The organism is Anaerotruncus sp. G3(2012), from assembly GCF_000403395.2.
Taxonomy (GTDB): Bacteria; Bacillota; Clostridia; order Oscillospirales; family Ruminococcaceae; genus Anaerotruncus.
On record NZ_KE159680.1, the window covers coordinates 138356 to 162606 of the forward strand.

General features: G+C 57.4%; 21 protein-coding genes. 18 read left to right on the top strand and 3 right to left on the bottom strand.

All coding sequences use genetic code 11. From position 1 onward, the window contains the following. Positions 1-89: 89 nt before the first annotated feature. From C814_RS21850 to C814_RS21860, 3 genes are all read right to left on the bottom strand, one after another. A complete protein-coding gene (locus C814_RS21850; protein WP_016317644.1) occupies positions 90-782 on the bottom strand; it encodes an ABC transporter ATP-binding protein in 693 nt (230 codons plus the stop codon). Between the two features lie 159 nt (positions 783-941). After that, complete coding sequence (locus C814_RS21855; protein ID WP_016317645.1) at positions 942-2819, bottom strand: alpha-amylase family glycosyl hydrolase; 1878 nt, start codon at positions 2817-2819, stop codon at positions 942-944. Positions 2820-2909: 90 nt separating this feature from the next. Next, on the bottom strand, positions 2910-5309 hold the full coding sequence (locus C814_RS21860) for a glycogen/starch/alpha-glucan phosphorylase (protein ID WP_016317646.1): 2400 nt from the start codon (positions 5307-5309) through the stop codon (positions 2910-2912). 534 nt (positions 5310-5843) lie between these two features. On the opposite strand from C814_RS21860, the gene C814_RS24375 reads away from it, so the two are divergent. The 18 genes from C814_RS24375 to C814_RS21940 form a co-directional block, all read left to right on the top strand. Continuing rightward, positions 5844-6209 carry a cell division protein ZapA gene (locus C814_RS24375; protein ID WP_016317647.1) on the top strand — a complete coding sequence of 122 codons (366 nt, stop codon included), beginning with the start codon at positions 5844-5846 and terminating at the stop codon, positions 6207-6209. Next, positions 6206-8284, top strand: coding sequence for a U32 family peptidase (locus C814_RS21870; protein ID WP_016317648.1), 2079 nt, complete (start codon positions 6206-6208; stop codon positions 8282-8284). Before C814_RS24375 ends, C814_RS21870 begins: the two co-directional genes overlap by 4 nt. 50 nt (positions 8285-8334) lie before the next feature. Then, complete coding sequence (gene dut / locus C814_RS21875) at positions 8335-8781, top strand: dUTP diphosphatase (protein ID WP_016317649.1); 447 nt, start codon at positions 8335-8337, stop codon at positions 8779-8781. Between the two features lie 19 nt (positions 8782-8800). Next, entirely contained in the window at positions 8801-9094 is a 294-nt protein-coding gene (locus C814_RS21880) for a DUF4321 domain-containing protein (RefSeq protein ID WP_016317650.1), read from the top strand. Beyond that, positions 9075-9650, top strand: coding sequence for a Maf family protein (locus tag C814_RS21885; RefSeq protein WP_016317651.1), 576 nt, complete (start codon positions 9075-9077; stop codon positions 9648-9650). Before C814_RS21880 ends, C814_RS21885 begins: the two co-directional genes overlap by 20 nt. Positions 9651-9943: 293 nt before the next feature. Continuing rightward, on the top strand, positions 9944-10960 hold the full coding sequence (locus C814_RS21890) for a rod shape-determining protein (RefSeq protein ID WP_031220009.1): 1017 nt from the start codon (positions 9944-9946) through the stop codon (positions 10958-10960). Between the two features lie 373 nt (positions 10961-11333). Then, positions 11334-12188 (top strand): rod shape-determining protein MreC, encoded by an 855-nt coding sequence (gene mreC, locus C814_RS0105990; RefSeq protein ID WP_016317653.1) that lies wholly within the window; start codon positions 11334-11336, stop codon positions 12186-12188. Continuing rightward, a complete protein-coding gene (mreD, locus tag C814_RS21895) occupies positions 12178-12699 on the top strand; it encodes a rod shape-determining protein MreD (protein ID WP_016317654.1) in 522 nt (173 codons plus the stop codon). Before mreC ends, mreD begins: the two co-directional genes overlap by 11 nt. Positions 12700-12836: 137 nt before the next feature. Continuing rightward, the gene (locus C814_RS21900) at positions 12837-14954 is read left to right on the top strand and encodes a peptidoglycan D,D-transpeptidase FtsI family protein (RefSeq protein WP_016317655.1); all 2118 of its coding nucleotides are present in this window, start codon (positions 12837-12839) and stop codon (positions 14952-14954) included. A gap of 42 nt (positions 14955-14996) precedes the next feature. Continuing rightward, the gene (locus tag C814_RS0105995) at positions 14997-15719 is read left to right on the top strand and encodes a P-loop NTPase (RefSeq protein WP_016317656.1); all 723 of its coding nucleotides are present in this window, start codon (positions 14997-14999) and stop codon (positions 15717-15719) included. 96 nt (positions 15720-15815) lie between these two features. Continuing rightward, the gene (gene mgsA / locus C814_RS21905) at positions 15816-16226 is read left to right on the top strand and encodes a methylglyoxal synthase (protein WP_016317657.1); all 411 of its coding nucleotides are present in this window, start codon (positions 15816-15818) and stop codon (positions 16224-16226) included. Between the two features lie 610 nt (positions 16227-16836). Further along, positions 16837-18132 (top strand): histidine--tRNA ligase, encoded by a 1296-nt coding sequence (gene hisS / locus C814_RS21910; protein ID WP_016317658.1) that lies wholly within the window; start codon positions 16837-16839, stop codon positions 18130-18132. 25 nt (positions 18133-18157) lie between these two features. After that, positions 18158-19939, top strand: coding sequence for an aspartate--tRNA ligase (aspS, locus tag C814_RS21915; protein WP_016317659.1), 1782 nt, complete (start codon positions 18158-18160; stop codon positions 19937-19939). Positions 19940-19948: 9 nt separating this feature from the next. Continuing rightward, complete coding sequence (locus tag C814_RS21920; RefSeq protein WP_016317660.1) at positions 19949-21172, top strand: class I SAM-dependent rRNA methyltransferase; 1224 nt, start codon at positions 19949-19951, stop codon at positions 21170-21172. A gap of 274 nt (positions 21173-21446) precedes the next feature. Then, the gene (gene rplM / locus C814_RS21925; protein WP_016317661.1) at positions 21447-21875 is read left to right on the top strand and encodes a 50S ribosomal protein L13; all 429 of its coding nucleotides are present in this window, start codon (positions 21447-21449) and stop codon (positions 21873-21875) included. A 17-nt stretch (positions 21876-21892) separates the two neighbouring features. Next, positions 21893-22291: a 30S ribosomal protein S9 gene (gene rpsI / locus C814_RS21930; protein WP_016317662.1), complete on the top strand. Its 399-nt coding sequence runs from the start codon at positions 21893-21895 to the stop codon at positions 22289-22291. Positions 22292-22744: 453 nt separating this feature from the next. Beyond that, a complete protein-coding gene (locus C814_RS21935; RefSeq protein WP_016317663.1) occupies positions 22745-23596 on the top strand; it encodes a ParA family protein in 852 nt (283 codons plus the stop codon). Next, positions 23593-24251 (top strand): ParB/RepB/Spo0J family partition protein (locus C814_RS21940; protein ID WP_016317105.1); only part of this gene is annotated, 659 nt, incomplete at its 3' end. The genes C814_RS21935 and C814_RS21940, both read left to right, overlap by 4 nt.

Genomic DNA, 24251 nt, shown 5'->3' on the forward strand with positions numbered 1-24251 from the left:
TTTTTCGGGTGAATTGCCGCGAAGCGGCAAGAGGGGGCTTTTTGCAAGTGAAAAAGCCCCCTTGCACCAATAAAATACCGAACAGGTTCTTAGGCACCGGGGGAAAGGTAGCGGTCCTCTGCAACCGTCCCGTCGATCATCCGGACCAGATGCTGTGCGGTGTGGGCGATCCGGTCATCGTGCGTGATCAGGATGATCGTCCGCCCGTCGGCGTGCAGCGCCCGCAGGATTCCCATGACTTCTGCGCCCGAAGCAGAATCGAGGTTCCCGGTGGGCTCATCGGCAAGCAGGATGGGTGGACGTGCGGCGATGGCGCGGGCAATCGCGACCCGCTGCTGTTGGCCACCCGAAAGCTGGCCGGGCCGATGCCTGATGCGGTGGCCGATGCCGACCTGTTCCAATGCAGAACGGGCAAGCTCCCGCCTTTGCCGCGCAGGTATGCCGCGGTAGATCAGAGGAAGCTCGACATTTTCCAGCGCATTCAGGCTGGGGATCAGGTTAAAGCCCTGAAAGATAAAGCCAATCCGGCGGTTGCGAATCCGGGCGAGGGCGGTTTCCGGGATATGGGAGACGTCCTCACCGTCGAGCAGGTATTCCCCGCTGTCGGGAAGGTCGAGGCAGCCGAGCATATTCATCAGGGTGGACTTCCCAGAGCCGGACTGCCCAACGATAGCGACAAATTCGCCCGCTTCAACCCGGAGGGAAACACCCCCGAGCGCGTGGACCTCTTCAGCCCCGGTGCGGTAGACTTTAGACAGGTTACGAATATCGACCAAAGGCATAAACATCCCTCCAGGAATAGTTTGCGCAGAAAAAGCGGGAGGATGCATGGGGCCGGGAAGGGCATATAAAAAAGCAACATCGGCGCCGATTCCACGCAGGATAGGCACCGATGTTTTTGGAAAAAGGCCAGGATTCCAATCAAGATACCCGGCAAAATTTTAAAGGTCAGGGGGGCAGGATTCGCTGACAAGGATGACATAGCCGTAAGGGGCGAGCAGATTGCCATCAAGGCCGCCGAACAGGACTCGTGCAGAACGCTCGAACTCTCCCGGCAGAGGGATTGCAACCGGGCGATGGGTGCGGTTCACCGCAACATAGAACGAGCAGTCCTCGCAGTCCCGGACAAAGGAAACAGCATCCTGCGTGAATGAAACGGCCCGGTAACCGCCGGACGAAAGCGCCGGATATTCGGTCCGGATTTTCCCCAGCGTGCGGAAGGTTTCGATCAGTTCCTTGTCCTCCCGCCCCCAGGGATAACAGGTGCGGTTGAACGGATCTTTATAACCATAAAGCCCTGCCTCATCCCCGTAATAGAGGCAGGGGATTCCCGGCAGCATATACTGGATGATCGAAGCGAGCCGGAATAGTTTTTTGCCAAGGTCGTACTGCCACTCGTTCAGCGTGTTGTTGTGCCCCTGCCAAATGCGGTCGTTGCGTCCGATCGGTTCCCCGCCGAGCACAGTGATCGCCCGTTCGACGTCATGGGTCGAAAGCGAGGTCATTAACACATCAAGTACCGGCTTGGGGTAGTGCTCAAGGATACTCAGGATCGTATGATGGAGGTGGTTGCTGTCGCCGTTGCGGATATAATTGAGGATTGCGTCCCGGAACGGGTAGTTCATGACCGAATCGAGCTGATGGCCGAGCAGATACCGCCGGCGCACGCCGTACGCCGACTTGTTGCTTGCATCCTCCCAGACTTCCCCGATGACAGCGGCCTCCGGGTCAAATCCCTTGATGCTGGCGCAGATTTTATCCAGGAATTCGTCCGGCAGCTCATCCGCAACATCCAGGCGGTAGCCGGAAATCCCCAGATTCAGCCATCTGCGAAGGACGCCATTTTCCCCGCAGATAAACTCGCTGTAGGAGGGGTCCCGCTCGTTTAGGTTGGGCAGCGTTTCAAATCCCCACCAGGAGTTGTACTGGGGCCACTGGGTAAACTCATACCAGCTGTGGTAGGGGCTGTTGTAATCGTTGTATGCGCCCCCATCCCCATAGCGGCGGTTGCGGTTGAAATAGATGCTGTCGCTGCCGGTGTGGTTGAACACACCGTCGATGATGACCGCAATTCCCATCTTTTTGGCCTGGGCACAGAGGGCCTGCAGGTCCTCCTCATCCCCTAGGAGAGGGTCGATCTTCTCGAAATCGGCGGTGTTGTACCGATGGTTGGAGTGGGCTTCAAAGATGGGGTTGAGGTAGAGACAGGTCACGCCGAGCGAGCGCAGATAGGGGAGTTTTTCGGTAATTCCCGCGAGGTCGCCGCCAAAATAGTCCGAATTGGTGACCTCTCCATTCTGATTCGGGAGGTATTCGGGCAGTTCGTACCAGTTCTGGTGTATCCAGCGGTCGGAAGGCACATTTTGTTTCTCCTTGGCGGATTTACAGAACCGGTCAGGGAAAATCTGGTACATCACCCCGGATTTCAGGAAATCGGGGGTTTTGAGGTTCCGGTCGTAGACAGTGAGCTGCCACATGTCATCCTCATGTAGGGCAAGTCGGCCAAAACCGTCAGGGTCCCGGACGATCCGCGCCTGCCCATTTATGCCGGAGACTTCAAACCGATAGAAATAGAGCTGCGGATTCGAGGATTTGAAGTCGCAGCGGTAGGTGTTGACCACACCGTCGCTTCCCGAAAAAACCATCGGGACCCGCTCGGGGCAATCCCACTGGTCGGCTTTGAACATCAGCAGGCAGGGAGCATCCAGCTGGGAGGAGATGGGCAGAAAAACGCGGAAGGTGACGATCTCGTCAGTTGGGACCGCGCCAAACGGGGTTTTACATCTGGGGTCGCGGCTGTCAAACATGGATGGAAGCAAATTATCAGCTCCTTTTTAGAGAAAGAGCGCCCACCCGTAAGGGAGGGCGTGGGGAAACCGGCGGCAGGCCAGCCCTGCCGCCGGATATTTTTACAGATGCCAGATTTCACGCATATAGTCCTGAATCGCGCGGTCGGCACAGAAGAACCCGGAGTTCGCAATGTTATAAAGCGACATCCGCTGCCACGCCTGCGTGTCGGTATAGATGGCGGAGGCGCGCTCCTGAATGTTGCGGTAGGAATCAAAGTCGGCCAAAACCATGTAGGGGTCATCGTACCGCAGGGAGTTTGCGATATTGGGGAACTGCTGCCCGTTAAATCCGCTCATGAGCATGTCGATCGCCCGGCGGATGTCATAGTTATTCTGATAGTAGATATTCGGGCTGTAGCCATTCTGTTTCATACGGGCGGCTTCGGACGTGGTCAGGCCGAAGATCAGGATATTGTCCTTGCCCACGCAGTCGCCGATTTCGACGTTTGCGCCGTCATAGGTGCCGATGGTGATTGCGCCGTTGAGCATCAGCTTCATATTGCCGGTACCACTCGCCTCGGTGCCTGCCAGCGAGATCTGTTCCGAAATTTCGGATGCAGGCATCAGCAGCTCCGAGATGGTGACACAATAGTTCTCGAGGAATACGATCCGCAGCTTGTCGCGCACCGCCGCATCCGCCTCGATGACATCGCGCAGGGTACAGATGAATTTGATGATCTGTTTGGCCAGGAAGTAGCCCGGGGCGGCCTTCGCACCAAAGATGTAGGTTTTGGGCACAAAGTCGGCGTTCGGATGGTCCTTCAGCCAGAGGTACTGATGGAGGATATGCAGCGCATTGAGGTGCTGGCGTTTATATTCATGCAGCCGCTTGACCTGTACATCAAAGATCGAATCGGTGTTCAGAGCGATCCCGGTGGTATCCAGCACATGTTTGGCCAGCCGCTGTTTGTTTTCGAGCTTGATGGCGGCGAGCTTCTCGAGCACCGATTTATCGGAGGCATACCGTTCGAACTCCTTGAGCTGGGACATATCCCGCAGCCAGCCTTTGCCGATCGTCTCATAGAGCAGGTTGGTCAGGCCGGGGTTGGATTGGTAGAGCCACCGGCGGGAGGAGATGCCGTTGGTAACGTTCTTGAATTTGTAAGGGGTGAGCTGATAGTAATCCTGGAACACACTGTCCTTGATGATCTGCGAATGCAGCTTGGATACGCCGTTGACGCTGTGGGACGCGATCACCGAAAGGTTGGCCATCCGCACCTGGAAATCGTAAACAATACGCATCCGGTCGATGTCATACTGATCGTAGGATTTCTGGCGCAGGTCCTCGCAGAACCGGCGGTCGATCTCACAGACAATCTGGTAGATTCTGGGCAGCAGGTTGCGGAAGATGTCCTCGTTCCACTTCTCAAGCGCCTCGGGCATGACCGTGTGGTTGGTATAGGCAAAGGTGCGGGTAACAACGTCCCACGCCTCGTCCCAGCTGAACCCGCAGTCATCAAGCAGCACCCGCATCAGCTCGGGGACTGCAAGCGCGGGATGGGTGTCGTTGATCTGGATGGCGTTCTTTGCGCCAAGGTTGTCAAGGGTGCCATAGAGGGTGATGTGCCGGCGGATGATATCTGAAATCGAGGCCGCAACCAGGAAATACTGCTGTTTCAGGCGCAGCATCTTGCCTTCCATGTGGTTGTCGTTCGGGTAGAGCACCTTGGAGATCGCCTCAGCCGCGGAAGCCGCACCCATCGCGTTGATATAGTCGCCCCGGTTGAACGACTCCATGTCGAACCCCGGGCTTTGGGCCTTCCAAAGACGCAGAATCGCCACGCCCTCGCCCTGGAAGCCGGGGACGTACATATCATACGGAACCGCGTAGATCGTCTGGTAATCCACATGGTTGATCGTGTGGTGGCCGTCCTGCCAGCCCTCCTCGATCCGGCCCCCGAAATGTACCGGGACCGTACGGTCGGGTTTGCTGGTCAGCCAGACCGAACCGCCCGGCAGCCAGTAGTCCGGGGTTTCGGTCTGCCAGCCGTCGATGATCCGCTGCTTGAAGATGCCGAATTCGTAGAGGAGCGAATACCCCATTGCCGAGAGGTTCTCGGTTGCCATCGAGTCGAGGTAGCAGGCTGCAAGCCGCCCCAGGCCGCCGTTGCCAAGGCCGGCGTCCGGCTCCAGCTCGAAGATCTGCGCGATGTCCACGTCGAGCTGCTTGAGCGCTTCGGACATTTCATCCTGAATGCCGAGGTTGTAAAGGCTGTTTTTGAGCGAACGTCCCATCAGGAACTCCATGCTCATATAATAGACCTTCTTGGTGGCGACAGAGTTGGCGTGCGCGTTAAATACCTTATACCGTTCGGTGAGAATCCGACGGATCACCCGGCAGACCGCTTCATAATAGGCGTCATCAGAAGCGAGCTCCGGTTCAATGAGCATTTCATTCTTGATCGTGTCAAGAATCAGCTTTTTCAGAGTGGAAGCGCTGTACTGGTCTTTCGTTTCCATTTTGGTAGCCTCCTGTCAGTTCGAGGATTTCGTTTGCATAAAATCAGACAATAGCTATATTATACTGCAAAAACGCAGATCTTGCAAGTATAGATCTGGTAAAAAACGGGCGTTTTTCTCTGATTTACAGGTTGTTTTCGGAAGGGCAAGCCCCAAAGAAAGATGAAAATTTTAAGAAGCCCTCTTTTTTCACACAGAAAAATGTATTATAATGGGGGAAAAGGGGGAGGACGCAACTTCCCAGTGCGGACAGGGCCTGTTATCATCGTCATCAGGTATGTAGTGCGTGCGGACGGATTTGGCCTGCCACTAAAAAACAACCGATTGTTTTTCAGTGTTTTGGTTTTAGAGATAACAAAGGGGTTGGCGGATTTTTCGCAGAACGATGGAAGGCTGCGAAGAGAAATACCGGGATACCGGATGGGTTCCAGGCAGTTCGCCGCCGCGCGAGAAGCCGCCTTGTGCAGAAAAGGCGGTGGTTCCGGCTTTTCAGGCAGCCCCTTCTGCAAAAAGAGCAATGGAGGAGCAAACAGGATGAATGGGATCAACAGCGTAAGAATCACCGTCAACGGGGTGAACTATACGATCAATACCGTAGAGCCGGAGGAGTATGTACAAAAGCTGGCGGATGAGCTGAACGGGGCGGTTAGCGAGATACGCGATAAAAACAGCACGATCTCGTTCAACGACATCATGGTGCTCTGCGCGATCAACTATATCGACGCCTACAAACGCAGCGAGGAAAACGCCGACCGGATGCGCACGCAGATTTCCGAATATCTCGAAGATGCGGCCAAGGCGCGGATCGAGCTGGACGAAGTCAGGCGGGAAAATGCCCACCTGCGCCGCCAGCTCAGCGGCAAGGAAACCAAAGGCCAGATCAAGGACCCGAAAGCATGAGCCGGATCGAGATACTTGCCCCGGCTGGGAGTCCGGAGAGCCTGCGCGCGGCGGCGGCCTGCGGTGCGGACGCGGTCTATCTCGGGATTGATGTGCTCAACGCCCGCCGCAATGCGGCAAATTTTACACGGGAGAACCTTGCGGAAACGGTCCAATACTGCCATATCCGGGGCCTGAAGGTCTATCTGACGCTGAATATCATCCTGTTGGAGCAGGAGCTGCCCACGCTGGTGGAGGTCGCCCGCGCCGCCTGCGATGCGGGCGTGGATGCGGCGATCGTGCAGGACCTGGGCGCTGCCGCCCTGCTGCGGCGCTGCTGCCCCGGGCTGCGGCTGAATGCGTCCACCCAGATGGCGGTCCACAACCCCGAGGGCGCCCACCGGCTGGAACAGCTCGGCTTCTCGCGGGTGGTGCTCGCCCGCGAGTGCTCCAGACAGGAGATCGAACAGATTGTCCGCGCAACCTCTCTCGAGGTCGAGGTGTTTGTTCACGGGGCGCTCTGTATGTGCGTTTCGGGGCAGTGCTACCTTTCCTCGGTGCTGGGGCAGCGCAGCGGCAACCGCGGGCTTTGCGCCCAGCCCTGCCGGCTTGGGTTTGAGACCCGCGCGAGCAGCCACGCGCTTTCGCTCAAGGATATGAGCCTGATCGAGCGGATCGGCGAGCTGGAATCGCTGGGGGTGCGTTCGGTCAAGATCGAGGGGCGGATGAAGCGTCCGGAGTATGTCGCGGCGGCGGTCACCGCCTGCCGGGATGCGCTTGAAGGGCGTCCGATTGACCTTGAGGGATTGCAGTCGGTATTTTCCAGAAGCGGATTTACAGATGGTTATTATACGGGCATCCGGGACCTCGATATGTTTGGTATCCGGGGCAAGGAGGATGTAACCGCTGCGGCCGGGGTGCTTGGGCGGCTCGAGACCCTCTACACCGATCCCCGCAGGCAGGTGCAGAAGGTCGGGATTGGGCTGGATTTTTCCATGCAGGCGGGGGGGCCGTCGGTCCTGTCGGTGGCCGACTGCGATGGGAACACAGTCCGTGTCGAGGGGGAATCCCCGCAGGCCGCTCTCAACAAGCCAACCAGCCCCGAGCGTGCGGAGGCCAGCCTATCCAAAACGGGCGGAACCCCCTACCGGGTAGAGCGGGTCAGCTGCGCGATCGGGCCGGGGCTGATGCTGCCCGCCGCAGCCATCAACGCGCTCCGCCGGGAGGCGCTCTCCCGGCTGGATGGGCTGCGCGGCAGGACGCGGACGGTCCCGTTCGACCCGTCTGGCATCGAGCTGCCCGCGGCTCCGGAGGCTGCGATACCGCCCGTCCCCGCTTTGCGCGTCCGGCTCAACCGGAAAGAGCAGCTTTCGGAACCGCTCTGGCGGGAGGCCGGGCTGGTCACCCTGCCGGTCCCTGAGCTGGTGGCGCTGTTTCGGGCGGGTCAGGTGCCGGAACCACTGGTGGACAGGCTCTGCGCCGGGCTGCCTCATATCCTTTTTGAAGGGCAGGACACGCTCCGCAGTCAGCTTGCCGAGCTGCGGGAATACGGGGTGCGTCATGCCGGGGCGGGCAATCTGGGGAGCCTGGAGATTGCATCCGGATGCGGGTTTGTCCTGCATGGGGAGGCGTTCTTCAACGCTGCCAATTCGGAGACGGTCGCCGCGCTCGCCCGGATGGGGCTTGCCGATCTGGAGCTTTCGTTCGAGTTGAGCCTTGACGCGGCCAGACGGCTGCGTCATCCGCTCCCGCTCGGGCTTACCGCTTATGGAAGGCTGCCACTGATGACCGTCCGGAACTGTCCGGTACGGGTTTCTGCCGGATGCAGGCGGTGCGGGGAAGGTGAAAATTTCGTCACCGACCGCAAGGGAAACCGTCTGTATGCGTCCTGCGCCTACGGGATGACCGAGCTTTATAACCCGGTGCCGCTTTACATGGGCGACCGGCTGGACGAGCTGCGCGGGCTGGGGTTTTACACCCTGCGGTTCACGACCGAGGACGCGGTGGAATGCCAGCGGGTGCTCGACGGGTACCGCACCGGGGACGCTTATCCCGGGAAGTTTACCCGGGGGCTGCTCTACAAGACCATTTTATAGGGGACACACACAAACGACTTGAACAGGATTGAAGGAGACAGAAAAGAACTATGCACTATCCAGGGAATCTCAAACTGATACGCCTGCGCCCCTCGTCGCGGCTCCCATCGCCTGCGACAGAGGGCAGCGCGGGTTATGACCTCTACGCTGATCTGGACGCGCCCGAAGTGATCCTTCCCGGGCAGACGGTGACCATCCCCACCGGGCTTTCGATGCAGATTGCGCCCGGGTTCGCAGGGTTTATATTTGCCCGGAGCGGGCTGGGGGTGCGGCATGGGATCGTGCCGGCCAACTGTGTCGGGGTAATCGACAGCGACTATCGCGGCGAGGTATTGGTCGCGCTTTATAACCACGCGGAACAGCCGTTTACCGTCCAGCCGGGGGATCGGATGGCACAGCTTGTGCTGCTGCCGGTTGCGCTTCCGCAGATTGAAGAATGCCGCACGCTGGAGGAGAGCGTCCGCGGCAGCGGCGGGTTTGGATCAACAGGAAGATGAGCAGAGGGGGCGGTTTGTGATGAGAAAGATGCTGTTGTTTGGGTTTTGTCTTGTGGCAGCCGTAGTGGTAGGCGCGCTGCTGGCTGCGGCTGCAACACAGGTCCCGGCGCTGGCTTGGCTTGCGTTCGGCAAAAGCATCGGGCTTTCGGTTGAAAACCCGATGGTGATCGACCTTTCGGTCATCAAGGTTGCGTTTGGATTGGAAGTCGGGATTACGGTGGCGCATCTGCTTTGCCTGATTGCTGCCTTTTTCGGCTATAGATATACGGTCAAGGCGATGGGGTGGATGCAGCATGAAGACAATGAGCAATAAACGGATCATACTTGCGTCCAAGTCCCCCCGCCGCAAAGAGCTGATGGGCCTGTTGTTTCCCCAGTTTGAGGTACAGGCGTCGGATGTGGATGAAACACTCCCGGAAGGGGTATCGCTGGGGCGGGCGGTCGAGCTGCTTGCCCTGCGCAAAGGGCAGGCGGTTGCCGGGGCCGAGCCGGACGCACTGGTAATCGCGGCGGACACCCTTGTGACACTGGGTTCAGTGGTTTTGGGAAAGCCAACCGGAAGGGAGGATGCGGCAAGAATGCTCCGGCTTCTTTCGGGGCGGGTGCATCAGGTCTATACCGGGGTCGCACTGCTTGAAGGAGAGCGGACAAACCGGTTTCACTGTGTCACCGATGTGGAATTTTCCCCGCTCACCGAGGAGGAAATCCGCTGGTACCTCTCAACCGGAGAACCGTTCGACAAGGCGGGGGCCTATGGCATCCAGGGGTATGGCGCGCGGTTTATCCGGGGGGTCCGGGAGGACTTTTTCAACGTAATGGGGCTTCCGGTCAATGAATTATACCGCCAGATTATGCAATTTACCAAATAAAAACGGTCGAAACTTCGGGAATATTAACATTTCACCGGTTGTTCTATCGCGCGGGAAAAGGTATAATATCTGCATGGCAGATCAGGGTGGATTGGGTCCGATCGGTGATAGACGGTACAGTCCGAGAACAAGCGGGGCTGTGTTTTGAGAGATAGCCAATGCGCTTTTCAGGAGGCGCAGGACGCAGGGCGTCCGCTGGCTGGGAAATCCGGAGCAGGGGCGGAGGATCAAAGCGATCCTTCCCGACTGGGCTTGATTATAAGAATTTAAAGGGGATAGGAGCGATGTTTGGTTTGTTTACAAAGGATATTGGAATTGATCTGGGTACAGCGAATACATTGGTTTTCCGCAAGGGAAAGGGGATTATTATGCGGGAGCCGTCGGTCGTGGCGGTCGACACCCGTACAGATACCGTCCGCTATGTTGGCCAGGAGGCCAAAGAGGTCATCGGACGTACCCCCGGCAGCATTGTTGCAGTGCGTCCGCTCAAGGATGGCGTAATCGCTGACTTTGATATCACCGCTTCCATGCTCCAGATTTTCATTAAGCGGGTGTTCAACAACTCGATTTTTGCCCGTCCGCGGGTGATTATCTGCATCCCCTCCGGGGTGACCGAGGTCGAACGCAGGGCGGTGCGTGAAGCGGCGTTTAAGGCGGGTGCAAAGCATGTCTGGATCATCGAGGAACCGATGGCTGCAGCGATCGGGGCCGGCCTTCCGGTTGCCGAGGCGAGCGGGAGCATGGTTGTCGATATCGGCGGCGGCACCAGCGAGGTTGCGGTGATCTCGCTGGGCGGCATTGTTGCGGCCCGTTCGGTTCGCATCGGCGGCGATGCGCTCGACTCCGCGATCATCCAGTATGTCAAGCGCAAGTACAACCTGCTGATCGGTGAGCGTACAGCCGAGGACATCAAGGTGCAGATCGGTTCGGCGTTCCCGTTTGAAGGGGAAGCGAGCATGAATATCAAGGGGCGCGACCTGGGGGATGGGCTGCCCAAAAACATCATGATCACCTCGGAAGAGATCCGGGAGGCGCTTGCAGACCCGCTCGCACTCGTGATGGAGGCGATCCGGATCACCCTTGAGCGCACCCCGCCCGAGCTTTCGGCAGATATCATCGACCATGGCATTACCCTGACCGGCGGCGGCGCGCTTCTGCGCGGCCTGGACAAGCTGATCGAAAAGGAAACCGGGATGCCGGTCTATATCGGGGAAGACCCGCTTGACTGCGTGGCCAAGGGCACCGGCAAGGTGCTTGAAAGCATCGAACAGCTCCACGAGCTGCTTTCGGAGGGCACCCCGAATTATTAAGCGCCGGTTTCGCAGCCTGGAAAAGGGAGCCGTGGGTGCGCCTATGCTTTTGAAGCCCTGACGCCCCAAATACCTGTTGTTTTTTGGATTCTCATCCGGCCCGCGGGCCGCAGTGTTTCGAGGCCAGCCGCCGCAGGAGGCCCCTGTCCTGGGGCCGCGGTATCCGCTGCTCCTCATGGGGGCGTATGTTGTTTTGGATTCCGGACCAAAACAACGCCTATCGGCTTCCTGGATCCTTCTTCAGATCGAAGCGCTTTTTCAGGTGGATTGCCGCCCGACGAGCGACAGGAGGGGGCTTTTTACGAGAAAAGAGGCGATATGCAGCAGGCCCTGAGCCTGCGGTGCAGGAAAGGCCGGAGAAAGGTTCGTCGTTTTGGAAGATTTCTTTAAAAGTATCAGATTTAAAATATTATTGGGTGTGCTGATCCTGCTGGTATTTTTTATGCTGCGGGCCGCATGGACTGGCGGTGTCGCGCCGATCCTCCCGCAGGCAGCGGGTGTGGTTGTCACGCCTTTGCAGAGGGTGTCCTCCTCGCTCTCCAGGCTTGCGGGGGACTATTTCGTGCGCTATATTGAGGCGTGGCAGACCGCCGAGGAGAATGAGCGGCTGCAAATCGAGGTCAATGAGCTGCGCCAGCAGCTGGTTGAACTCGAAAACTACCGCGAGGAAAACGAAAACCTGAAAGGGTTTCTGGAGATCAAGGAGCGCAACCCCGATTTCGAATTTGAGCCTGCGTCGGTCACTGCCCGCGACCCCAACGACCGGTTTTACTCATTCACGATCGACAAAGGCACGCTGGACGGGGTTTCCCCGAATGATACCGTCCTGACCTCCGCCGGGCTGGTCGGGCGGGTCAAGGAGGTTGGGTTAAACTGGGCCAAGGTGCTGACCATCCTCGACCCGTCGGTCAATGTTGGCGCTTACGACAACCGCACCCGCGACACCGGCATCGTAACCGGGGCGGTTGACCTCGCAGGGCTTGGGAGATGCAAGCTCGCCTATCTCCAGCGGGAGAGCGGCGCGAATGCAGGGGATCTTGTCGTCACAAGCGGGGGAAGCATCTTCCCACAGGACATCGTGATTGGCAGGATCGCCGAGATCGCCTATGAAAAGGGGGAAATTTCCCTCTTTGCGGTCATCGAACCGGCGGCAGATATCCGCTCGCTCACCAGCGTTATGGTAATCAAATCATTCGCCGGGCAGGAGGTCCCCGCTGATGACGAATAAAAAACCGATCTTCGCTGCAAAATACTTTTCGTATATTATATTTATAATCCTCCTTTTTGTATTGCAAACAACCCCCGGATTTTTGACAGTCCTAGAGATAAAACCCAATTTTGTCATCCCAGCGGCGGTCTGCATCGCTATGCGCGAAGGGGAGTTTCTGGGCGGGCTTTACGGGGCCTTCGTCGGGATACTCTGTGACCTCGGCGGATTCAATCTTTTCGGTTTGAACGCTATCCTTCTGCTGATTGCAGGGGTGGCGTGCGGCCTTCTCACGATCTATCTGCTCCAGCCGGGTCTGCTTAATTTTCTGCTGCTGCTTGCCGCAGTGCTGCTCGCCCGCGGCCTGCTCGACTATCTGCTCAATTTCCTGATGTGGGGATATGAAAACGTCTGGATGGTGCTGGCCTACAGGATTTTGCCCGGTATCGCCTATTCGCTGGTTATGGCGCCGCTGGTCTACCTGCTTTATGAGAGGCTCTACCGCTTTTTCCAGCAGAAGCTCGAAAGCTAGCGTTTGTTTTTAGGAACGATCAGGCGGTTTTATGTTTCCATCCCAAGCCTGTTTCAAACCAAACGTTTCGTCCACCTTTTCAAAGGTGGTGGGGTCGAGGGGCAAAGCCCCCGCCGCCGGAAGAAAGGAAGTTGTCCATGCATCTGAAAGCGCGCACTGTCCGCCTTGCCATCCTTGGTGCGGCAGTTGTCCTGGTTTTGCTGCTCTATTCCCTGCGGCTGATGCAGGTGCAGGTGGTTGAAGGGGAGATGTATGCCCAGATGATCGACGAGGGATGGTCCTCCACCCAGACGATCAAGGCAGCGCGCGGGGAGATCATCGACCGGAACGGCCGTCCGCTGGCCATGAACACGATCGGGCGGGATGTGGTGATCGACCGCGCGTTCCTCGTCCCGGGCAGCACCAATGAGGTGGTGCTCAAGCTGATCCGGATCATGGAGGAAGCGGATGAAGGATGGATCGACAACCTGCCGCTGACCCGGCAGCCGCCGTTCCGCTTTTATGAGGGGGAAAGTTACGCACCCGCCATCTCGACCCTCAAACGTTCGCTGGGGCTGAACGAAAACGCTACCCCGGATGACGTAGTTTACTGGCTGAAAGACCGGTACGACCTGGAGGCGCATGGGAGCGAGGACAACCCTATCCCCTATACCGACGAGGAGTTCCGTAAAATTGCGGGGGTACGGTATGAGATGGAGCGGACCAACTTCAACTATAACAATCCGTACACCTTTGCCACCAATATCAAAATCGAAACGGTCCCCAAGATCAAGGAACGCAGCTTCGACATCCCTGGTGTCGATGTCAAGGAGAGCACAATCCGCCAGTATGTCAGCGGCGACGTGGCGCCGCATATTATCGGTCAGATTGGTAAAATCTATAAGGAGCAGTGGGACGAGGCGATCAAGGACGGGGCCGAGCTGGTCAATGGCGTGACCTATGCTGAAATCGGCGGGCGTAAATATGCGATGAACGATGTAATCGGCAACTCGGGCGCGGAGCAGGCGTTTGAATACTACCTCAAGGGGGAGGATGGCGAACGTCAGGTGCTGCTCAACGCACAAAACCAGGTGGTCGATGTGGTGGACACCAAGGAGGCAGTGCCGGGCAATACGGTAGTGCTGACGATCGACTCCCAGCTCCAGAAGGTGGCACAGGATTCCCTTGAGCGAAAGATTCTTTCGATGCAGGCGGACCTGATAACCTATCCCGAGGGAGAGGGCCACGAGGCAGACGCGGGTGCGGTTGCGGTGATCGACGTCAAAACCGGCGAACCGCTTGTGCTGGCGAGCTACCCGTCCTATAACCTGCAAAACTTCCAGAAGGACTATACCATGCTCGCGCAGTCCAAGCCTCCCCGCCTGCTCAACCGCGCGCTCGATGGGCAGTACACCCCTGGTTCGATTTTCAAACCCGTGGTCGCGCTTGCGGGACTGAATGAGGAGGTTATCACCTCGTCCAGCGAGGTTTACTGCGGGCAGATATACACCCGTTTCCGCGATTACCAGCCCCGCTGCCTGGACCTGCATGGCCATATCAATGTGATTGACGCGCTGCGCTGGTCCTGCAACATTTTTTTCTATGATACCGGCTGGGAACTGGGGATTGAGAAGATTGTCGAATATGCCAACCGGCTTGGCCTTGGACTACCAACTGGAATAGAACTTCAGGAATATACAGGACGTATATCGTCTCCGGAGCTGAAAGCCCGGATTCATCAGCTGGGTGACCGGGACTGGCAGCCGGGTGACGTGCTTCAGACCTCGATCGGGCAGATGGACACCCTGCTTTCCCCCCTACAGCTCGCCAACTACGCGGCGACTTTGGCCAACAACGGCAAACGGATGGAGGTTTCGATTTTGAAGTCGGTGCGGTCGTATACTTTTGACAAGGTGATCTATGAGCACGAGCCAAAAGTGGTCGAGACGATCGAAGCGGACGAGGCGTTCGACACCATCCGGGATGGGATGATCGCGGCTTCCCGGATCGGTACCGCGCGCAGCATCTTCGGGGAGGGGCTCTATGAGCTCACTGTTGCCTCCAAGACCGGTACGCCCGAGACCGCTGCCTATCCAAACTCGACCTTCATCGCTTACGCGCCCGCCGAGGACCCGGAGATCGCAGTCTGTGTGATTATCGAGAAGGGCTGGCATGGTTACACCGGTGCGCCGGTCGCAAAAGATATTTTCGATGCTTATTTTTCGACAAAAGGCCGTTCGTCGGATGAGGTGAACTATGTGCGGCTGCTGCCGTAAAACACCGGTTGAGAGGAATTACAGTAGGAAGGAGGGAGCCGGATGGCAGAGGTGATCCTGATTACGTCCGGAAAGGGCGGGGTCGGCAAATCGGTGGTCTGCGGCTACCTGGGTGCGGCGTTGGCTTCGCTCGAGAAGCAGGTGCTGCTGCTCGAGGCGTCCCGACGGTCGCTTGATGTGCTGTTTGGGGTACCGGATCAGGTGGTGTTTGACCTCTCGGATGCGGCGGGAGGCCGGTGCAGCCTGGATGACGCGCTGCTGCAACTGGGGGAGACCGGCCGGCTGCAGCTGATCTGTGCACCGGTTGGGGGCGCGGAGCCGCTTGGGCCTGCGCTTTGCGGTGAGCTGATCGACGCGCTGGATGCGCATTTTGATTTTGTACTGGTGGATATCGACGGGACCCGTCCCCAGGAGCTTTCTGCCTATGCGGAACCGGCTGACCGCGCGGTGATCGTCTCGACCCCGGATCAGGTCAGCGTCCGGGATGGGCGGGTCGTTTCCGACCTGCTTTACCGGTGTGGCCTGGAGGACATCCGGCTCTGTGTCAACCAGCTTACGGCGGACTTTGTCCGGCAGAGGCCGGTACCCGACCTCGATTGGATGATCGACCAGGTCTGCGCCCAGCTGATCGCGGTGGTGCCGTATGACAAAACACTGGCGCAGATAGCAATAACCCCTACTTTTTTGTCTAATACCTCTAAAAATGTGTTTTATAATTTTGCACAGAGAATCCTCGGCAACTATATTGATTTGTTGATTCAGTAGGTGCTATAATAAATTTGACACTACAGTAAGGTTGGCGTTTTAGTCAATTTTACCGTTTTGCACTGTACCAAAACCGGAAGAGGAGGTAATTCGCAAATGAACATTGCCCTGATCGCACATGATTCAAAAAAAGAACTGATGGTACAGTTCTGCATCGCTTATTGCGGCGTGTTCAGCAGGCACAGCATCTGCGCGACCGGTACCACTGGAAAGTTGGTCGGAGATGCAACAGGTCTGGAGGTGTTCCGGTTCCTCTCAGGCCGGCAGGGTGGGGACCAGCAGATCGCGTCCCGCATCTCCTGCAATGAAATCGACCTGCTGCTCTATTTTCGTGATCCGATCCGCTCCAACCCAGGAGAACCGGACGAAGCCGGACTGCTCAGACTCTGCGACGTACACAACATCCCTGTCGCAACCAACATCGCAACCGCTGAAGCACTGATCCATGCGCTCGAGCGCGGAGACCTCGATTGGCGCAACATCGTCAATCCCAGCAAGCGGTATTAGGGCTATCGGCAAGCAAGGCCCTGCCGGCAAAAATTCCAGACAGAAAAAGGCGTTCAAACAGGAAGAGTACCCGAGGGGGGGCGGACAGAGAGTGCGCGCATGGCTGAGACGCGCATACGCCGGATATCCCCGGGGAAGGACACCCGTCCAGCCCGCCGCAGAACGGCGCGTATCCCTGCGTTAAAGGGTCCGAAAGGGCTGTACCGGACCGGTATGGCCAAACAAGGGTGGCACCACGTGGAAACTCCTCGTCCCTGTATACGGCATCCGCTGTATCTGAGACGAGTTTTTTTATGCGGCGGGGGTTCTGGGCGCATGTTGTTTTGGGTTCCAGACCAAAACGACGCCCTCGCTGCCCGGGCTTTCAGCCCGGAGCGCGCAAAGCGTGACACTCGGGCAGGATGCTCCCCACAAGAGGGGCGGCAGCGCCCCCCTCTTGCCGCCCAGAGGGCAGCAATTCACCCGAAAAATACGCTTCTCAGGATGGAAGATTCCGCATCCTGCGGGACGCGGCCAAAGGCCCTGCCTTTGGAAACCGCGATTTTTTGAAAAAAATCGAGTAAAACTTTTGGCTTTTTGATTTTTCAGTCCATAAGGAGGATTTTGACAAATGGCAATCATCACAAATGCGCCGCGTGGGACACAGGACGTCCTGCCGTCGCAGAGCTACAAATGGCAGTATATCGAACAGATGGCGCTGGACATTGCGCGTCTCCACGGGTTCCGGGAAATCCGGTTCCCGGTCTTCGAGCATACCGAGCTGTTCAACCGGTCGGTGGGGGATACCACCGATGTGGTACAGAAGGAGATGTATACCTTCGAGGACAAGGGAGGACGGTCGATTACCCTGCGCCCCGAAGGGACGGCGGGCGCGATGCGCGCGATCCTGCAAAACGGCCTGCTCAACGATGCGCTCCCGCTCAAGGCGAGCTATCTTATCAGCTGCTTCCGCTACGAGAAGCCGCAGGCGGGCCGGCTGCGGGAGTTCCATCAGTTTGGCGTCGAGATGGCGGGGGCAGGCTCCTACGCCGCAGATGCGCAGGTGATCGCGCTGGCCAAGGCAATTTTTGACGCGCTGGGGATCGAAGGGCTTGCACTCGAGCTGAACTCGATCGGCTGCCCGACCTGCCGCGCCGAGTACCACAAAGCGCTGCGGGAATACTTCGCCGCGCACAGGGACCAACTTTGCGACACCTGCAAAGGACGTTTGGAGAAAAACCCGATGCGGATTCTGGACTGCAAAAATCCCGCTTGCGCCGAGATTGCAAAGGGTGCGCCGGTGGTCCTCGACTACATCTGTGATGACTGCCGCGCCCATTTCGAGGGGTTGAAAGGCAACCTTGATGCCATGGGCATCGCCTACACCGTCAACCCGACGATCGTACGCGGGCTGGACTACTACACCCGCACCGTTTTTGAGTTTGTCACAACCGGGATCGGCGCACAGGGAACCGTCTGCGGCGGTGGCCGGTACGACGGGCTGATCGAACTGCTGGGCGGACAGCCGACCCCGTCGGTCGGGTTCGCAATGGGCCTGGAACGGCTGCTCCTGGTCATGGAACAGCAGGGCTGCGGCTTTGCGCCCGAGCAGAAATGCACCATGTATATCGGCAGCATCGGGGACGCCGCACAGCAGAAAGCCGCCGGTTTGACTGCGGCCCTCCGGGAAGAGGGATTCTATGTCGAGTGCGACGCGGTGGGACGGTCGGTGAAAGCCCAGATGAAGTATGCGGACAAGCTCGGCGCGAAGTTTAGCTGCATCCTTGGGGACAACGAGATCGAGGCCGGCAAGGTGCGGATCAAGCGGATGGATAAAGGGGAGATTACCGAAGTCGCCCTCGATCAGGAATCGCTGGTGCAATACATCTACCATAACACAATTGACGAAATAGCAGAATACGAATAGGAAATAAAGTAAGGAGATATACAAAATGGATACAATGCAAGGGCTGAAACGGACCAAATACTGCGGAGAATTTACAGTAGACGACATCGGCAAACAGGCGGTAGCCTGCGGATGGGTACAGAAGGTGCATGACAAGGGGATGCTGGTTTTCATCGACCTGCGCGACCGCACTGGCATCCTACAGCTGGCGTTCGACGACCAGACCGATCCGGAGCTGCGCGCCAAGGCACAGACCCCGCGTGCGGAATTTGTGCTGATGGCAAAAGGCACCATCCGGCGGCGGGAGTCGGTCAACAAAAAGATCCCCACCGGCGAAATTGAACTTTATGTCGAGGACCTGCGGATTCTCGGCCGGAGCGCGACCCCGCCGTTTGAGATCACCGAGACCACCAGGGTCAATGAGGAACTGCGGCTGAAATACCGGTACCTCGACCTGCGGCGCGGCGAGATGCAGCGCACGATGCAGATGCGGCATAAGATTGTCAAACTGGCGCGCGACTACTACGATGAGAATGGGTTCCTCGAGATCGAAACCCCAATTCTGATTAAATCCACCCCCGAGGGCGCGCGGGACTACCTTGTCCCTTCCCGGGTACAGCCCGGCTCGTTCTATGCGCTCCCGCAGTCCCCGCAGCAGTATAAACAGCTTCTCATGCTTTCGGGCTACGACCGGTATATGCAGGTTGCGCGGTGCTTCCGCGACGAGGACCTGCGCGCCGACCGTCAGCCGGAATTTACCCAGATCGACCTGGAGATGTCGTTTGTGGATGAGGACGACGTGATGACGGTCAACGAAGGGTTTATGAAGCGGGTATTCCAGGAGGCGCTTGGGGTGGAGGTGCAGACCCCCTTCCAGCGGATGCCGTATCAGGAGGCGATGGACCGGTTCGGTTCGGATAAGCCGGACACCCGGTTCGGGCTGGAGCTGGTGGACCTCTCCGATCTGCTGCAAAACTGCGGGTTTAAGGTGTTCGCGGGCGCGCTCGGGACAGGAAGCGTCCGCGCGATCAACGTCAAGGGCGGTGCGGACAAACTCACCCGCAAGGAGATCGACAAGCTGGTGGAGTTTGTAAAAACCTACCGCGCCAAAGGGCTGGCCTACACCCGCTTGACCGCCGAGTCGGAAACCTCCTCCTACGAAAAATTCCTGAGTGAGGAGGAAAAACAGGCGATCCGGGCGCGGCTGGACGCACAGACGGGTGATGTGCTGCTGATTGTCGCCGATCCGGACAACCAGACGGTCTATGACAGCCTGGGCGCACTGCGGTGTGAGATTGCGGAGCGGCTGGGCCTGATCCCCAAAGGGGTGTTCCACTTCCTCTGGGTGACCGACTTCCCGCTCTTTGAGTACAGCGAGGAAGAGGGCCGTTACGCCGCAAAACACCATCCGTTCACCCATCCTGCGTTCGCCGACCTCGACAAGCTCGAGAGTGATCCCGGCGCCTGCAAGGCGCGGGCCTATGACATGGTGCTGAACGGCTGTGAAGTGGGCGGCGGCTCGATCCGGATCAATGACCCGGATTTGCAGGCGCGGATGTTCCGCGCGCTGGGCCTGGACGACGCGACGGTACAGGAACGGTTCGGCTTCCTGATTGAGGCGTTCCAGTACGGCGCACCGCCACACGGCGGCATGGCATACGGGCTGGACCGGCTGGTCATGCTGATGCTCGAAAAAGAGTCGATCCGCGACGTGATCGCCTTCCCGAAGGTCCAGAACGCCAGCGAACTGATGACCATGTGCCCGACGCCGGTTGACCAGAAGAGCCTGGACGAGCTTTCGATCTGTGTGGTTAAAAAGGACAAATAAGGAGAATCCATGAAGCAGACAAGAGTATTTGCCAAGGCCACTGTGACCGCGAAGGCCGAACGGAGCATCGAAAATGGCCATCCGTGGGTCTATGACACCGAGGTCGTCTCGGCGGAGAACGGCGTTGAAAATGGCGGGCTGGTCGATGTCGTCAGCATAAAAGGGAAATATCTGGGCACCGGGTTTCTCAGTGAGCGGTCCAAAATCCGCATCCGGCTGGTTTCCCGCAACGCAAACGACCGGTTTGACCGGGCGTTCTGGGAACGCCGCCTGCGCCATGCGTGGGAGTACCGTAAAACGGTCATGGGCGGCGACCTTGGATGCTGCCGCCTTATCTTCGGCGAAGCGGATTTTTTCCCCGGCCTGACTGTTGACCGGTTCTCGGATGTGCTGGTCACCCAGACCCTTTCGCTCGGGATCGAGCGGCTCAAAGAAACCCTCTTCCCGCTCCTGCTCGAGATTTTGCGGGAGGACGGGCAGCGTATCCGCGGCATCTACGAGCGCAATGACGTTGCGATCCGCGAGCTGGAGGGGCTGGAACAGGGTAAGGGCTGGTTCCAGGCTCCGGACGGGTTTTCCACTGCCCGCACCGAGATTGTGGAAAACGGGGTCTCCTATGCGGTGGATTTTGAGAACGGGCAGAAAACCGGTTTTTTTCTCGATCAGAAGTATAACCGGCAGGCGGTCGCCCGGATTGCAAACGGCAAACGGGTGCTCGACTGTTTTACCCACACCGGTTCGTTTGCGCTCAATGCAGCGCAGGGTGGGGCCGCGTTTGTCCGGGCGGTTGATATTTCAGAAAGTGCGGTCGCGCTTGCGGAGGAGAACGCCCGGACAAACGGATTGGAGGGTCGGATGTCGTTCACGGCTGCGAATGTGTTCGACCTGCTGCCTGCGCTCGCGTCCGATTCCGGGGAACGGTATGATTTCATCATCCTCGACCCGCCTGCATTCACCAAGTCCCGCAGGACGGTGGACGGCGCGTCCCGCGGTTACAAGGAGATCAACCTGCGCGCTATGAAGCTGCTCCCGCGCGGGGGCTATCTCGCAACCTGCTCCTGCTCCCACTTTATGACCGAGGAGCTGTTTCTGAAGATGCTCGGATCGGCAGCGCGGGATGCCTGTGTCAGCCTGCGGCAGATCGAGGCGCGCCAGCAGTCGCCCGACCACCCGATCCTGTGGAACGTCCCGGAAACGAATTACCTGAAATTTTATCTGTTCCAGGTGGTGTGAATCTGCCCCGCTCTATCAAAAACCAAAAGTTTCGTCCTCCTTTTCAAAGGCAGCGGGGACGAGGGGCAGGGCCTCCGCCGCTGTGGTTTTAAAAATGTGATTTGCATCCGGAGTATTCCGGCGTATTTGAGAGAAAAAGCGGGAAAATCGAAGCAGCTGATTTCTAAATTAAATTTTTGCCCAAAAGGGGTTGACAGGCAGGTTTTGGCGGGGTATAATACGAAAGTCGTCTAATGGATTTTAGATAGTATTGAATGATTTTGGAGGAAACGGTATGTCTACTACAATGCCTAAGGTAGCTGAAATTACCCGTAAGTGGTATATTCTCGATGCTGCTGACAAGCCGCTGGGACGTACGGCAGCCACTGCCGCGATGATCCTGCGCGGAAAACATAAACCCGAGTTTGCACCTCATTGTGACTGCGGCGACCATGTGGTCATCGTCAATGTCGAGAAGGCGGTGCTCACCGGCAAAAAGCTCGATCAGAAAAAATACTACCACCACAGTGGTTGGGTGGGTGGCCTGAAAGAGGTCAAGTACAGCACCCTGATGAAGGAGAAGCCCGAAAAAGCAATGCTCCTCGCAGTCAAAGGGATGCTGCCCGATACCGTGATCGGACGCAAAGCGCTCACCAGATGCCGGGTCTTCCAGGGCGCCGAGCACAAACATGCCGCGCAGCAGCCGCAGGCATGGGAACTGTAAGGAAAGGGGTATTTTAAATGTACGAGTCCAAGCCTTATTTCTATGGCACCGGCAGAAGAAAACAGTCGGTTTCCCGCGTGCGCCTGTATCCCGGTACCGGTGCAATTACCATCAACGGTCGTGACATCGACGATTATTTCGGTCTCGAGACCCTGAAATTGATCGTCCGCCAGCCCCTCAATCTCACCGATACAATCGGCAAGTTTGATGTTGTCTGTACCGTTGCAGGCGGCGGTGTTTCGGGTCAGGCGGGTGCAATCCGCCATGGTATCTCCCGCGCCCTGCTCCAGAACGGCGAAGAGATGCGTCCTATCCTCAAAAAAGCCGGTTTCCTCACCCGCGATCCTCGTATGAAAGAGCGTAAGAAGTACGGCCTCAAAGCGGCTCGTCGCGCTCCGCAGTTCAGCAAGCGTTAAATTTTATCAAAATGGCTCAAAAAGCCCGGAAAATCAAGGTTTTCCGGGCTTTTGCTTTTGATAGGGTTTGATGCAGTTTGACGCTAAAAAGCCATTTTTCACCAAATTTATAGTGGTTCCCAATAGGATAACCGGGAAAAAAGAGGGCAAAATGAGGGTCAAGTGGTTACAAAATAGGATAACCACAGCTCTGTTTTTGGGGTATTTCAGAGGTGATTTTTACTCCCTCTCTCCCCTCGATTTATACGAGAACAGTTTGGCATAGTTTGACCGAATTTGAATAATTGAATATGATTCTAATGCAGGCACTCAGTATTTTTTGCTGGGTGCTTTTTGCATTTCCAGGAAACTGTATTCCGGGATCAGAAAAAGCCGTCACTTTTCAATTTATGAAGTGGCGGCTTTTTCTATTTCCAGAAGCATCCACAACGAATCAGAAATGAGGTGATTATCTTGAACACGCAAATCATCGCCATCGCCAACCAAAAGGGAGGTGTGGGCAAGACCACAACCTGTGCCAATTTAGGGATAGGACTGGCGCAGGCCGGAAAGAAAGTGCTTCTCATTGACGGGGACCCGCAGGGGAGCCTGACCATCAGCCTGGGCAATCCCCAGCCGGATAAGCTGCCTTTTACCCTCTCCGACGCGATGGGCCGTATCCTGACCGATCAGCCGGTCCGCCCCGGCGAGGGGATTCTGCGCCACCCGGAGGGCGTGGACCTGATGCCGGCGGATATTCAGCTGTCCGGCATGGAGGTGTCGCTGGTAAACGCTATGAGCCGGGAAACGATTCTGCGGCAATACCTGGACACCGTAAAGGGGCAGTATTCCCATATCCTCATAGACTGCCAGCCCTCCCTGGGTATGCTCACCGTCAACGCCCTGGCCGCCGCCAACCGGATCATAATCCCCGTCCAGGCGGAGTATCTGCCCGCCAAAGGGCTGGAACAGCTGCTCTCTACGGTAGCCAAAGTCAAGCGACAGATCAACCCGAAACTGCAAATAGACGGTATCCTGCTGACGATGGTGGACAACCGCACCAACTTTGCCAAAGAGATTGCCGCCCTGCTGCGGGAAACCTACGGCAGCAAAATCAAGGTATTCGGCACAGAGATTCCCCATTCTGTCCGGGCAAAGGAAACCAGCGCGGAGGGCAGGAGCATTTTCGCCCATGGTCTCACCTTCGGCTCGGTCGGTGCTTCACAATGTCAAAGACATTGTGAGGTCGCCACTGGCGACCCGCACCCCAGGCGGCAAAGTAGCGGAGGGTTACGCAAATCTGACCAAGGAGGTGTTGAAACTTGAAAAGCAGCGCGAAAAAAGTAGAGCTGGCATCGGTCGATGATCTGTTTTCCACCGAGGAAAGCCGCGCCGATGCAAGGCGGGAAAAGGTGGTAGAAATCCCTTTAAGCGAGCTGCACTCGTTCAAGGGCCACCCTTTCAAGGTCAAAGATGATGATGCCATGATGGAAACAGCGGACAGCATCCGGCAGTACGGCGTTCTTGTTCCTGCTATCGCCCGTCCTGACCCCAGCGGCGGCTATGAGCTGGTAGCCGGACACAGGCGGCATCGGGCCAGTGAACTGGCAGAGAAAGAAACCATGCCGGTCATTGTCCGGGATTTGGACGATGACGCCGCCACGATTATCATGGTTGACAGCAACCTGCAAAGGGAAAGCCTGCTCCCCAGCGAGAGGGCCTTTGCCTACAAGATGAAATTAGAAGCTATGAAACGGCAAGCAGGTCGGCCCTCCAAAGAAAATTGTTCCCAAGTTGGGAACGATTTTGGGAAGAAGTCCAGCGAGGTTCTGGCGGAACAGGTCGGTCAGAGTAAAAACCAGATTTTCCGCTACATTCGCCTGACCGAGTTAATCCCCGAACTGCTGAACATGGTGGACGAAAAGAAAATTGCCCTGAACCCGGCCTATGAGCTGTCCTTTCTCAAAAAAGAAGAACAGAC

Excerpts from the sequence above, each read along its gene's own strand:
- C814_RS21850 (WP_016317644.1), bottom strand. The coding sequence starts at position 782 with ATGCCTTTGGTCGATATTCGTAACCTGTCTAAAGTCTACCGCACCGGG.
- C814_RS21860 (WP_016317646.1), bottom strand. The coding sequence starts at position 5,309 with ATGGAAACGAAAGACCAGTACAGCGCTTCCACTCTGAAAAAGCTGATT.
- C814_RS24375 (WP_016317647.1), top strand. The coding sequence starts at position 5,844 with ATGAATGGGATCAACAGCGTAAGAATCACCGTCAACGGGGTGAACTAT.
- C814_RS21870 (WP_016317648.1), top strand. The coding sequence starts at position 6,206 with ATGAGCCGGATCGAGATACTTGCCCCGGCTGGGAGTCCGGAGAGCCTG.
- dut (WP_016317649.1), top strand. The coding sequence starts at position 8,335 with ATGCACTATCCAGGGAATCTCAAACTGATACGCCTGCGCCCCTCGTCG.
- C814_RS21880 (WP_016317650.1), top strand. The coding sequence starts at position 8,801 with ATGAGAAAGATGCTGTTGTTTGGGTTTTGTCTTGTGGCAGCCGTAGTG.
- C814_RS21885 (WP_016317651.1), top strand. The coding sequence starts at position 9,075 with ATGAAGACAATGAGCAATAAACGGATCATACTTGCGTCCAAGTCCCCC.
- mreD (WP_016317654.1), top strand. The coding sequence starts at position 12,178 with ATGACGAATAAAAAACCGATCTTCGCTGCAAAATACTTTTCGTATATT.
- C814_RS21900 (WP_016317655.1), top strand. The coding sequence starts at position 12,837 with ATGCATCTGAAAGCGCGCACTGTCCGCCTTGCCATCCTTGGTGCGGCA.
- C814_RS0105995 (WP_016317656.1), top strand. The coding sequence starts at position 14,997 with ATGGCAGAGGTGATCCTGATTACGTCCGGAAAGGGCGGGGTCGGCAAA.
- mgsA (WP_016317657.1), top strand. The coding sequence starts at position 15,816 with ATGAACATTGCCCTGATCGCACATGATTCAAAAAAAGAACTGATGGTA.
- hisS (WP_016317658.1), top strand. The coding sequence starts at position 16,837 with ATGGCAATCATCACAAATGCGCCGCGTGGGACACAGGACGTCCTGCCG.
- aspS (WP_016317659.1), top strand. The coding sequence starts at position 18,158 with ATGGATACAATGCAAGGGCTGAAACGGACCAAATACTGCGGAGAATTT.
- C814_RS21920 (WP_016317660.1), top strand. The coding sequence starts at position 19,949 with ATGAAGCAGACAAGAGTATTTGCCAAGGCCACTGTGACCGCGAAGGCC.
- rplM (WP_016317661.1), top strand. The coding sequence starts at position 21,447 with ATGTCTACTACAATGCCTAAGGTAGCTGAAATTACCCGTAAGTGGTAT.
- rpsI (WP_016317662.1), top strand. The coding sequence starts at position 21,893 with ATGTACGAGTCCAAGCCTTATTTCTATGGCACCGGCAGAAGAAAACAG.